The organism is Rhizobium indicum, assembly GCF_005862305.2.
In the GTDB taxonomy this organism is placed as follows: Bacteria; Pseudomonadota; Alphaproteobacteria; order Rhizobiales; family Rhizobiaceae; genus Rhizobium; species Rhizobium indicum.
On record NZ_CP054021.1, the window covers coordinates 3,062,956 to 3,075,222 of the forward strand.

General features: G+C 61.8%; 10 protein-coding genes. 9 read left to right on the plus strand and 1 reads right to left on the minus strand.

What is annotated here, in order from left to right; all coding sequences use genetic code 11:
- Positions 1-29 precede the first annotated feature (29 nt).
- The 9 genes from FFM53_RS15025 (at position 30) to FFM53_RS15065 (ending at position 10,340) form a co-directional block, all read left to right on the plus strand.
- Positions 30-800, plus strand: a complete 771-nt coding sequence (locus FFM53_RS15025; protein ID WP_138389582.1) for an SDR family NAD(P)-dependent oxidoreductase — start codon at positions 30-32, stop codon at positions 798-800.
- A 102-nt stretch (positions 801-902) separates the two neighbouring features.
- Positions 903-1,244 (plus strand): ArsR/SmtB family transcription factor, encoded by a 342-nt coding sequence (locus FFM53_RS15030; protein WP_138389523.1) that lies wholly within the window; start codon positions 903-905, stop codon positions 1,242-1,244.
- A 191-nt stretch (positions 1,245-1,435) separates the two neighbouring features.
- Positions 1,436-2,329: a LysR family transcriptional regulator gene (locus tag FFM53_RS15035; RefSeq protein WP_003543441.1), complete on the plus strand. Its 894-nt coding sequence runs from the start codon at positions 1,436-1,438 to the stop codon at positions 2,327-2,329.
- Between the two features lie 136 nt (positions 2,330-2,465).
- The gene (locus tag FFM53_RS15040; protein WP_138389524.1) at positions 2,466-2,945 is read left to right on the plus strand and encodes a formate dehydrogenase subunit gamma; all 480 of its coding nucleotides are present in this window, start codon (positions 2,466-2,468) and stop codon (positions 2,943-2,945) included.
- Positions 2,942-4,498, plus strand: coding sequence for a formate dehydrogenase beta subunit (locus tag FFM53_RS15045; RefSeq protein ID WP_173883590.1), 1,557 nt, complete (start codon positions 2,942-2,944; stop codon positions 4,496-4,498). The genes FFM53_RS15040 and FFM53_RS15045 overlap by 4 nt, the downstream gene beginning before the upstream one ends.
- Before the next feature lie 57 nt (positions 4,499-4,555).
- Complete coding sequence (gene fdhF / locus FFM53_RS15050; protein WP_138389526.1) at positions 4,556-7,435, plus strand: formate dehydrogenase subunit alpha; 2,880 nt, start codon at positions 4,556-4,558, stop codon at positions 7,433-7,435.
- Positions 7,436-7,472: 37 nt separating this feature from the next.
- Complete coding sequence (fdhD, locus tag FFM53_RS15055; RefSeq protein WP_138389527.1) at positions 7,473-8,297, plus strand: formate dehydrogenase accessory sulfurtransferase FdhD; 825 nt, start codon at positions 7,473-7,475, stop codon at positions 8,295-8,297.
- Positions 8,287-8,523 (plus strand): formate dehydrogenase subunit delta, encoded by a 237-nt coding sequence (locus FFM53_RS15060; protein ID WP_138331738.1) that lies wholly within the window; start codon positions 8,287-8,289, stop codon positions 8,521-8,523. The genes fdhD and FFM53_RS15060 overlap by 11 nt, the downstream gene beginning before the upstream one ends.
- Positions 8,524-8,681: 158 nt before the next feature.
- On the plus strand, positions 8,682-10,340 hold the full coding sequence (locus tag FFM53_RS15065) for an OFA family MFS transporter (RefSeq protein WP_138389528.1): 1,659 nt from the start codon (positions 8,682-8,684) through the stop codon (positions 10,338-10,340).
- Positions 10,341-10,431: 91 nt separating this feature from the next.
- Here the strand turns inward: FFM53_RS15065 and FFM53_RS15070 are convergent, their stop codons facing one another.
- Positions 10,432-12,192 (minus strand): methyl-accepting chemotaxis protein, encoded by a 1,761-nt coding sequence (locus tag FFM53_RS15070; protein WP_138389529.1) that lies wholly within the window; start codon positions 12,190-12,192, stop codon positions 10,432-10,434.
- Between the last annotated feature and the right edge of the window lie 75 nt (positions 12,193-12,267).

Sequence of the window (12,267 nt, forward strand, 5' to 3'; positions counted from 1 at the left end):
GCGGCACTGTCCGCGAGGAGGACGGCTTCGTGTTCCATCCCAGACTGTTCGAAAATCGCAATGTCGTGGTGACCGGCGCCGGCCGCGGCATCGGCCTTGAAGTGGCCCGGCAGTTCCTGGACTGCGGCGCGAAGGTGATCGTCCATACCGGGCGCAAGCCGGGACGCGACCTGCCGGATTTCCTGCTGACGGCTGAATCCGAAAGACGGGCGCTGCTGCTTAATGCCGATTTCTCTGCAGTCGGTGGGGCAGCGCAATTTGCCGAGGATACTCTCGCCTTCTTCGATAAGGTCGATGTGCTGGTCAACAATGCCGGCACCATGCTTGGCCGTTTTCCCGCCGCCACGCTCACCGATGCAGAATATGAGGCGGTCGTGCGTCTTAACCAGACATCGGTGGTGGCGCTGACGCGGGCGCTGCTGCCGGCATTGAAGGCGGCTAGTGATGCTGCCATCGTCAACACAGTTTCGATTTCGGCGTTGACCGGCGGCAGCCCCGGTTCCTCGATCTATTCGGCCTCGAAAGCCTTCGTTGCGACCTATTCCAAGGCGCTTGCCCGCGAGCTTGCACCGGACGGCATCCGCGTCAATTGCGTATCGCCGGGAACGATCGAGACGGATTTCCATGAGCGCTATTCCTCGCGCGAAAAGCTGGAGCAGACGAGAAAATCCATCCCCCTGCAGCGGCTCGGCACGGCGGAGGATTGTGCTCCCGCCTATCTGTTCCTGGCCGCTCCCTCGCTCTCGGGCTACATCACCGGACAGGTGATCGAGATCAATGGAGGTCAGCTTATCTGCTGATTTGTTTGGACTTTTTTTGACATTTCATCACTTTTGACCAATTCGCTTGTGCGAATATGCTATTGTGCTGATCTACTCATTGCCTCCCTTCCGAGATACCGTATGCCTTTGCCCAAACCCGAGCCGGGGATGTCCGGCCAGGAATTGCACAAACTCGCTGGAAAAGCCCATGAAGCGAGCGATCTGCTGAAAGCGCTAGCGCACCCGACCCGACTTCTGATCCTCTGCATATTGACGAACGAGGAGCGCACGGTGGGTGAGATCGAAAGTATCCTCGGCATCCAGCAGGCAATGGTTTCGCAGCAGCTGGCGCGGTTAAGGCTCGAAGGCCTGGTCCATACGCGCCGCCAGGGCAGGCTGGTCTATTACAGCATCGGCAATGTCAGCGTGCTTGCCTTCCTCGAATCGGTGTTCGATCTTTTCCCGGCTGCAGAAAACAGCTAGAGCATGATGCCGAAAAGTGTGCGCGGTTTTCGGACGACATCATGCTCTATTTCTTTGATTTAGATCAGGATTCAGATTTTAGGCCGATCGGGCCTAAAATCATCCTAATCTAGAGATCGCCCTTGCGGAGCACGGCTGCTGCGTCGAAGATAAACTGACCCGGACGATGTCACGCCGGATCGGGAGACCGGATGATCGACAAGCTGGAATTCTTCATCGCCCTTGCCAATGAAAAGCATTTTGGCCGCGCCGCGGAGGAGTGCGGGATCTCGCAGCCGACGCTTTCGGCCGCCATCCGGCAGCTCGAGGATCAGCTCGGCGTCATGCTGGTGCAGCGCGGTTCGCGGTTCCAGGGGCTGACGCCGGAGGGGCAGCGCGTGCTCGAATGGGCCCGGCGCATCGTCGGCGATGCCCGCACGATGCGCGAGGAGATGCGCGCCGCGCGCCGCGGCCTTTCCGGCCACATTCGCCTCGCCGCCATTCCGACCGCACTTGCCATGCTGTCGCGCATCACCACGCCCTTTCAGGAGCGCCATCCCGGCGTGACCTTCTCGATCGTCTCGCGGAATTCTCTGCAGGTGCTGAGCATGCTCGAAAACCTCGAAATCGATGCCGGCATCACCTATCTCGAAAACGAGCCGCTCGGCCGCGTCACGACCGTTCCCCTTTATGCCGAGCGCTATAATCTGATCACGGCTGCCGGCAGCCCGCTATCTGATCGCGACAACGTGACCTGGCGGGAGATCGGCGACCTTCGGCTTTGTCTATTGACTGCCGACATGCAGAACCGCCGGATCATCAACCGCCACTTGACGGAAGCAGGCGCCACCGCGCATCCGACGCTCGAATCGAACTCGATGATTGTGTTGTTCTCGCATGTCAGGACTGGACGCTGGGCGAGCATCATGCCGCGCAACGTCGCCAAATCCTTCGGATTTCCAGTGGAAATCCGCATGATCCCGATCGTCGAGCCGGAGGCGCATCATCTGGTCGGCCTTGTTGCGCCTTATCGCGAGCCCTTCACGCCGCTTGTCTCGGCCTTGCTGCATGAAGCGAGAGTGCTCGTGCAAGATGAAGAACTTTGATAGAGAAAACCTATCAAGCAACGAGATAGCTTTATTGATCGCCGGCTGCTTCCCTGAGATGGTGGTTGCAGAATAGCACTCGGCCGGGGGGAGGCCCGCTATTCCGCAACGAGCAAGCGGCTGGGAGGGCTGCCTTATGACCATTCATATCGCCGAAGGCGATATTGCAGCACGCACCCGAGCCATCGTCGCCGATCTTCGCTTTCTCGAAGGGCCGCTGCTTCCCATTCTGCACGAGGTTCAGCAAGAATTTGGCTACGTGCCGCAGGAAGCCATGCCTGTTATCGCGGAGGAATTGAACCTCTCCCGCGCTGAGGTGCATGGCGTGGTGACCTTCTATCACGATTATCGCGACCATCCCGCCGGCCGGCATGTGCTGAAGCTCTGTCGCGCCGAAGCCTGTCAGTCGATGGGCGGCGATGCGCTGGCTGAACGCGTCAAGGCGCTGCTCGGCATCGATTTTCATCAAACGACGCTCGATGGCGGCGTGACGCTGGAGCCGGTCTACTGTCTCGGGCTCTGCGCCTGCGCGCCGGCAGTTATGCTCGACGGCGAGGTCTATGGCCGGGTCGACGATCAGACGGCGGCGGAACTCGTCGCGGAGGCACGCCGATGACGGTCAGGATATATGTTCCGCGCGATGCCGCAGCGCTGGCGCTCGGGGCCGAAAAGGTGGCAAAGGCGATTGCCCAGGAGATCGCCGCCCGCGGCTTCGATGCCGAGATCGTGCGCAACGGCTCGCGCGGAATGTTCTGGCTGGAGCCGCTGGTGGAGGTCGAGGTTGCCGGCAAGCGCATCGGCTACGGGTCGGTGAAGGCGAAGGATGTGCCTGATCTGTTCGATGCCGGGATGATTGATGGAGGCGAGCATCGGCTCTGTCTCGGGGAGGTTGAAGACCTCCCGTTCCTCAAGGAACAGACCCGCCTGACCTTCGCCCGCTGTGGCGTCACCGATCCGCTTTCGCTTGGCGATTACGAGGCGCATGGCGGTCTTGCCGGCCTTCGCCGCGCCATCTCGATGACACCAGTCGATATCGTCAAGGAAATCACCGATTCCGGCTTGCGCGGACGCGGCGGCGCCGGCTTTCCCACCGGCATCAAGTGGAAGACCGTTCTCGATGCCGCCGGCGAACGCAAATATATCGTCTGCAATGCCGATGAGGGCGACAGCGGCACCTTTGCCGACCGGATGATCATGGAGGGCGATCCCTTCGTGCTGATCGAGGGCATGGCGATATCAGGGCTCGCGACCGGGGCGACCAAGGGCTTCATTTATACGCGTTCGGAATATCCGCATGCGATCGCTGTCATGACCGAGGCTGTCGGCATCGCACGCCAGGCCGGCATTCTCGGACCATCGGTGCTCGGCTCCGGCCGCGCCTTCGATATCGAGGTGCGCACCGGCGCCGGCGCCTATGTCTGCGGCGAGGAGACGGCGCTGCTCAACAGTCTCGAGGGCAAGCGCGGCATCGTGCGTGCCAAGCCGCCGCTGCCGGCGCATAAGGGGCTGTTTAACTGTCCGACCGTCATCAACAATGTGATCTCGCTGGCTTCGGTGCCCGTCATCATGGAAAAGGGCGCGGCCTTCTACCGCGATTTCGGCATGGGCCGCTCACGCGGCACCATCCCGCTGCAGATTGCCGGCAATGTCAGATATGGCGGCCTCTTTGAGACGGCCTTCGGTCTTTCGCTCGGAGATATCGTCGACAGGATCGGTGGGGGGACGGCGACGGGACGGCCGGTCAAGGCCGTGCAGGTCGGTGGACCGCTCGGCGCTTATTTCCCCCGGGCGCTGTTCGACACGCCGTTCGATTACGAATCCTTCGCCGCCAAGGACGGGCTGATCGGCCATGCCGGCATCGTCGTCTTCGACGACACGGCCGATATGCTGAAGCAGGCGCGTTTCGCCATGGAATTCTGCGCCGTCGAAAGTTGCGGAAAGTGCACGCCCTGCCGCATCGGCTCGACGCGCGGCGTGGAGACGGCCGACAAGATCGCTCACGGCATCGAGTCGGAGAAGAACCGGGCGCTGCTTGCCGATCTCTGCAACACGATGAAGTTCGGCTCGCTCTGTGCGCTGGGTGGGTTCACACCCTATCCTGTGATGAGCGCCATGACGCATTTCCCGGAGGATTTTTCGCCGGCACCTCTGGTGGAGGCGGCGGAATGACGCGTTTTTCATGGAACGCCTGCGCTGACCTCACCATCTCAAGCAAGGAGACCCATCATGTCTCTCATCCATGAAATCGACTACGGCACCCCGGCTTCCAAATCCGAGGCCATGGTGACGCTCACCATCGACGGACAGCAGATCAGCGTGCCGGAGGGCACCTCGATCATGCGCGCCTCGATGGAGGTCGGCATCAAGGTGCCGAAGCTCTGTGCCACCGATATGGTCGATGCTTTCGGCTCCTGCCGGCTCTGCCTCGTCGAGATCGAGGGCCGCAACGGCACGCCCTCCTCCTGCACGACGCCGGTGGCGGCAAACATGGTGGTGCACACGCAAACGGGGCGATTGAAGGATATCCGCCGCGGCGTGATGGAACTCTATATTTCCGACCATCCGCTCGACTGTCTCACTTGCGCAGCCAACGGCGATTGCGAATTGCAGGACATGGCAGGCGCCGTCGGCCTGCGCGATGTGCGCTACGGCTATGAGGGCGACAATCACGTCAAGGCGCGCAGCAATGGCGACATCAATCTGAAATGGATGCCGAAGGACGAGTCCAATCCCTATTTCACCTATGATCCTTCTAAGTGCATCGTCTGTTCGCGCTGCGTGCGCGCCTGCGAGGAAGTACAGGGAACCTTCGCGCTGACGATCGAGGGGCGCGGTTTTGGCTCGCGCGTTTCGCCCGGCATGCATGAGCATTTCATCGATTCCGAATGCGTCTCCTGCGGCGCCTGCGTCCAGGCCTGCCCGACGGCGACGTTGACGGAGAAGTCGGTGATCCAGATCGGCCAACCGGAGCATTCGGCCGTGACCACCTGCGCCTATTGCGGCGTCGGCTGTTCTTTCAAGGCGGAAATGCGCGGCGAGGAACTGGTGCGCATGGTGCCGTGGAAGGACGGTCAGGCCAATCGCGGCCATTCCTGCGTCAAGGGCCGCTTCGCCTATGGCTATTCCACCCATAAGGACCGCATCCTCAATCCGATGATCCGCGAGAAGGTCAGCGATCCCTGGCGGGAAGTGAGCTGGGACGAGGCCTTCGCGCATGTGGCGCTGGAGTTCCGCCGCATCCAGTATCAATACGGCCGCGAGGCGATTGGCGGCATCACCTCGTCGCGCTGCACCAATGAGGAAACGTATCTGGTGCAGAAGCTGATCCGCGCCGGTTTCGGCAACAACAATGTCGATACCTGCGCCCGCGTCTGCCATTCGCCGACGGGTTACGGCCTCGGCCAGACCTTCGGCACGTCGGCGGGCACGCAGGATTTCGACAGCGTCGAGCATTCCGACGTCGTCATCGTCATCGGCGCCAATCCGACCGACGGACATCCGGTGTTCGGCTCGCGGCTGAAGAAGCGGCTGCGCCAGGGCGCCAAGCTCATCGTCATCGACCCGCGCCGCACCGATATCGTCCGCTCGCCGCATATCGAGGCCTCCTATCACCTGCCGCTGAAGCCCGGCACCAATGTCGCGGTCATGACGGCGCTGGCGCATGTGATCGTCACCGAAGGCCTCTTTGACGAGGCGTTCATCCGCGAGCGCTGCGACTGGTCGGAGTTCGAGGATTGGGCCGCCTTCGTCGCCGAACCGCAGCACAGTCCCGAAGAGACCGAGATCTTCACCGGCGTGCCGGCGGCGGATCTGCGCGGTGCGGCACGGCTCTATGCCAAGGGCGGCAATGGCGCGATCTACTATGGGCTCGGCGTCACCGAACACAGCCAGGGCTCGACCACGGTGATCGCGATTGCCAATCTGGCGATGGCGACCGGCAATATCGGCCGTCCCGGCGTCGGTGTGAATCCGCTGCGCGGCCAGAACAATGTGCAGGGCTCCTGCGACATGGGCTCGTTCCCGCACGAACTGCCGGGCTACCGGCACATTTCCGACGATGCGACGCGCGATATCTTCGAAAAGCTCTGGGGCGTGAAGCTCAACAACGAGCCGGGCCTGCGTATTCCGAACATGCTGGATGCGGCAGTCGACGGCTCCTTCAAAGGCATTTACATTCAGGGCGAAGACATCCTGCAGTCCGATCCCGATACCAAACATGTCGCGGCCGGGCTTGCGGCGATGGAATGCGTCGTCGTGCAGGATCTGTTCCTCAACGAGACCGCCAATTACGCCCATGTCTTCCTGCCGGGCTCGACCTTCCTCGAGAAGGACGGCACCTTCACCAATGCCGAACGACGCATCAATCGCGTGCGCAAGGTGATGTCGCCGCGCAACGGCTATGGCGACTGGGAAGTGACGCAGAAGCTTGCCCAGGCGATGGCGCTCGACTGGAATTACACCCATCCGTCGGAAATCATGGACGAGATCGCCGCGACGACGCCGAGTTTTGCCATGGTCTCCTACGACTATCTCGATAAAATGGGCTCGGTGCAGTGGCCCTGCAACGAGAAGAACCCGCTCGGCTCGCCGATCATGCATGTCAACGGCTTCGTGCGCGGCAAGGGCAAGTTCATCCGCACCGAATACGTGGCGACGGACGAGCGTACCGGTCCGCGCTTCCCGCTGCTGCTGACAACCGGCCGCATCCTCAGCCAGTACAATGTCGGAGCGCAAACGCGGCGGACCGAGAATGTCGTCTGGCATGCCGAAGACCGGCTGGAAATCCATCCACACGATGCCGAGCAGCGCGGCGTTCGCGACGGCGACTGGGTGAAGCTCGGCAGCCGCTCCGGCGACACGACGCTCAGGGCGCTGATCACCGATCGCGTCGCGCCGGGTGTCGTCTATACGACCTTCCATCATCCAACGACGCAGGCGAACGTCATCACCACCGATTTCTCCGACTGGGCGACCAACTGCCCGGAATACAAGGTAACGGCGGTGCAGGTCTCGCCCTCTAACGGGCCGAGCGAATGGCAGCTCGAATATGACGAGCAGGCGCGGCAGTCGCGCCGCATCGCCGGCAAGCTCGAGGCGGCGGAGTGACGATGCGGGGGCGGCTCTGTAGGCAGGAACGCGTATCATGACATTCACCGTCACCGCCCGTGCTCCCGAAACCGCCCGCCGCAACGGCGTCCTCCAGACCGGTTCGCGCATCGTGCCGGAAGAGGTGCCGATCGCTTTTTCCTATGGCGGCAGTTCGCATGCGGTGATGATGGCAACGCCTGATGATCTCGAGGATTTTGCGATCGGATTCAGCCTGACCGAAGGGATCATCACCGGGCCGGCGGAGATATCAGGCATCGAGGTCGTCGAGGGCGAGCAGGGGATCGATGTGCAGGTGAGCCTGATCGACGACGTCGCCGATCGGCTGCGGGCACGACGCCGTAGCATGGCGGGACCGGTCGGCTGCGGGCTCTGCGGCATCGAAACGATCGAACAGGCGGTACGGCCGGTGCCTGACGTTTCGACATCGCCGTTGGCGCTGTCGCATGCGGATATCGTCCGCGCCGTTTCGCTTCTGAACGAGGCGCAGCCGCTGCATCGTGAGACGCGGGCGGTGCATGGCGCCGGGTTCTATCTTCCCGACAGGGGGCTGATTGCCGTGCGCGAAGATGTCGGCCGGCACAATGCGCTGGACAAGCTCTGCGGCGCCGTTATCCGCGCCAGTGAAAGAGGCGGGGATGGCGCCGTCGTCGTCACCAGCCGGCTCTCCGTCGAGATGGTGCAGAAAGCGGCGATCCTCGGCAGCCCGGTGCTCATCGCCATATCGGCGCCGACGGCTCTCGCCATCCGCACGGCCGAAGAAGCCGGCATGACGCTCGTCGCGCTGGTGCGCGGCGAGGATTTCGAGATTTTCACCCACCCGCACCGCATCTCGCCCGGAAGCATTGCCGATGTCGCATGATACCAAGACCAAGCTCGTTTATATGGCAAACCAGATCGCCACCTTCTTCAAGAGCCAGCCGGAAAGCGAGGCAGCGCAGGGGGTCGCCACCCATATCAACAAATTCTGGGACCCGCGCATGCGGCGGCAATTGTTCGAAATTCTGGAGAATGAGGAGAATGGCCTGGACGCGCTCGTGCTTCAGGCCATTCCTCTGATTAGAAAGCCGGAGCCGGTAACACACTAAAGCGCGTTCCTCGCGCTTTAGGTATTTATTTCAATGCTTTAATTCCAAAATCCAGGATCGGTCCGTGCGGAAGGGAGGCAGGAGCAACCTGCCTGCGCATGTGCCGGTGGACAGTAAAGGCTGAAATCAAACCAGATTTGAATCAAGGAGGAGTTTTCATGACTGCAGCGGAAACACGTACAGACGGGGCGTTGGCGGGCCTAGGCCTGCTCGATCGGGAAAGGATCGTCGCAAGGCCCGGGTTCAATCGGTGGCTGGTGCCGCCGGCAGCGCTCGCCATCCATCTCTGCATCGGCATGGCCTATGGTTTCAGCGTGTTCTGGCTGCCGCTTTCCAGGTCGCTCGGGATCACGGCCTCGACGGCCTGCCCCGATCTGACACTTGCCTCGGCGCTGTTCACCACGACCTGCGACTGGCGCGTTGCCGACCTCGGCTGGATCTATACGCTGTTCTTCGTTCTGCTTGGTTCGTCCGCCGCCATCTGGGGCGGCTGGCTCGAGCGCGCCGGTCCGCGCAAGGCGGGCGTCGTTTCCGCCTGCTGCTGGTGCGGCGGCATCATTCTTGCCGCGATCGGCGTCATCACCCATCAGCTCTGGCTGATGTGGTTGGGTGCCGGCGTCATCGGCGGCATCGGTCTCGGTCTCGGCTACATCTCGCCGGTCTCGACGCTGATCAAATGGTTTCCCGACCGGCGCGGCATGGCGACCGGTATGGCGATCATGGGCTTCGGCGGCGGTGCGATGATCGGCGCCCCATTGGCCAACCTGCTGATGAATAGTTTCAAAACCGACAGTTCGGTCGGCGTCTGGCAGACCTTCATCGTCATGGCGGTGATCTATTTCGTCTTCATGATGGGCGGCGCCTTCGGCTATCGCATTCCGCCGGCCGGCTGGCGTCCCGAGGGTTGGACGCCGCCTGCAGCCAAGAGCACGATGATCACCACGAAACATGTGCACCTGCGCGATGCCCACAGGACAAAACAGTTCTGGCTGATCTGGGCGGTGCTTTGCCTCAACGTTTCGGCCGGTATCGGCGTTATCGGCATGGCCTCGCCAATGCTGCAGGAAATCTTCGCCGGTTCGCTGATCGGCCTGCCGGATGTCGGCTTCGCCCAGCTCGACGCCGGGCAGAAGGCATCGATCGCCACGATCGCCGCCGGTTTCGCCGGTTTGCTGTCGCTCTTCAACATCGGCGGACGATTCTTCTGGGCGTCGCTGTCCGACAAGATCGGCCGCAAGAATACCTATTATTGCTTCTTCGTCCTCGGCATCGTGCTCTATGCGCTGGCGCCCACTTTCGCAGGCATGGGCAACAAGGCGCTGTTCGTTCTCTCCTTCGGCATCATCCTGTCGATGTACGGCGGCGGCTTCGCGACGATCCCGGCCTATCTTGCCGATATTTTCGGCACGCAGTTCGTCGGCGCCATCCACGGCCGGCTGCTGACGGCCTGGGCAACGGCCGGCATCGTCGGGCCGGTCGTCGTCAACTATATCCGCGAAGCGCAGATTGCCGCCGGCGTTGCACCCGGGCCAACCCTCTATACCGGCACCATGTATATCCTCGCCGGCATGCTGGCGGTCGGGCTCATCGCCAATGCGCTGATCAGGCCTCTTTCGGACAAGTGGTTCATGTCCGATGACGAGGTTGCTGCGCTGCAGGCGAAGTCGGCGGCGGTCAATGCCGGCCCGACGGGTTCCTTCGGCATCGGCACAGGCGGGCTGGACGCCAAGGCGATGCTTGCCTGGGCCGTCGTCGGCATTCCGCTGCTGTGGGGTGTCTGGGTGACGCTGAGGGCAACCTTCGCGCTGTTCGGCTAAGCCATCAAAGCGCGTCGCATGGGTTTCATGCGGCGCGCTTTATCTTCGTATACAGCGCATCTGATCAAAGTGCCGCCTGCACCGGTATGGTTCAGAACTCTTCCCAGCTCTGGGCGGTCGCTGCGCCTGCACTATGCGCCTTTGCGACACGTGAAACGAGGTGCAGCGCCGGTGAGCCCGCCTGTCTTGGCCCAGCTCCGCCGATGGACTGCGTTTGACCCGGTAGGCGGAACCTCGCCAGCAGGACACGCAGCGTTTCGGCTTCTCTCGCAAGGCTGTGGCTGGCGGCGGTACTTTCTTCGACCATCGCGGCATTTTGCTGGGTTGCCTGATCCAGCGTATTGACCGCCTGGTTGATTTCCTTGAGGCCGGTTGCCTGTTCCCTGGAGGCTTCGACGATGGCGACGACATTGCCGTTGATATCGCCGACCTGTGCGACGATCGCCTCGAGCGCCTTGCCGGTCTCGCCGACGAGGCCGACGCCGTTCTTGACATGCTCGCCCGACGTGTTGATCAGTGCCTTGATCTCCTTGGCAGCTTTGGCGGAGCGCTGGGCGAGCTCCCGCACTTCCTGAGCCACGACCGCAAAGCCCTTGCCGGCTTCACCGGCGCGGGCCGCCTCGACGCCGGCATTCAGCGCAAGCAAGTTCGTCTGGAAGGCGATGTCGTCGATGACGCCGATGATGTTGGTGATCTCGCGGGAGGACTGTTCGATCTGACCCATGGCGGCGACGGCATTGCGGACCACGACGCCGGAATGTTCGGCGCCCTGTTTGGTGATGGCGACGAGGCGACCCGCCTCGTCGGCGCTACGGCTGGAATCGTTGACGGTCGTGGTGATCTCCTCCAACGCGGCGGCCGTCTCTTCGATCGATGCTGCTTGCTGTTCCGTTCGCTTGGAGAAGGAGTCGGCCGCTGCGCCGATCTCGCTCGACCCTGCGGCGATCGCACCGGCATTCTCACCGATCGTCTTCATGGTCTCGGATAGGCCTTTGACAGCGGTGTTGAAATCGTGCCGCAGCTCCTCCATCGATGGAACGAAAGGCGTGTCCACCGTTCTTGTCAGGTCGCCTTCGGAGAGATTGCGCAGCGCTGTGCCGAGAAGGGAAATGGCGCTCATGCGCTGGGTAACGTCGGTCGCGAACTTCACGATCTTGTAGACTTTGCCGTCGGCATCGAGGATCGGGTTGTAGGCCGCCTGTATCCAGATTTGCCGGCCACCCTTGCCGAACCTGACAAATTCGTTGGCGATGAACTCGCCGTGCGCCAACCGCTTCCAGAAGTTGGTGTAGTCGGCCGTATCCGTATAGGCACGATCGCAGAACATGCTGTGGTGCTTGCCGGTGATCTCGGCGAGCGAATACCCCATGGCATTGCAGAAATTCTCGTTGGCGGTCAGGATTTCACCCACCGGGGTAAATTCGATCACCGCCTGCGAGCGCGAGATCGCCTCCAGCTTGCCGGAATCCTCCACCGCCTTCTTTTTCGTTGCGGTGATGTCGGCCGCGAATTTCACGACCTTGTACGGTTTGCCCCCTTTGAAAACCGGATTGTAGGACGCCTGGATCCATATTTCCCGATTGCCCTTGGCAAAGCGTTTGTAGGCGCCGGCGTCATATTCGCCGCGCCCGAGCCGCGCCCAGAATTCGCGATACTCCGCGGTTGCCGTATAGGTCCGCTCGCAGAACATGCCGTGATGCTTACCAACGATCTCGCTCAGGCTGTATCCAAGCGCGTTGCAGAAATTTTCGTTCGCCTTGAGGATATTTCCTTTGAGATCGAATTCTATGATCGCCTGCGATTTGGAGATGGCATCAAGAATGTATTTCGTATCGGAGCTTAGACCAAACATTCCTGTCCCTTTGAGATGCGCAGCTTTGCTGCTTAGGCTGGTAGACGCAAAGGTCGACGAGGAGTGCCGGTCCCG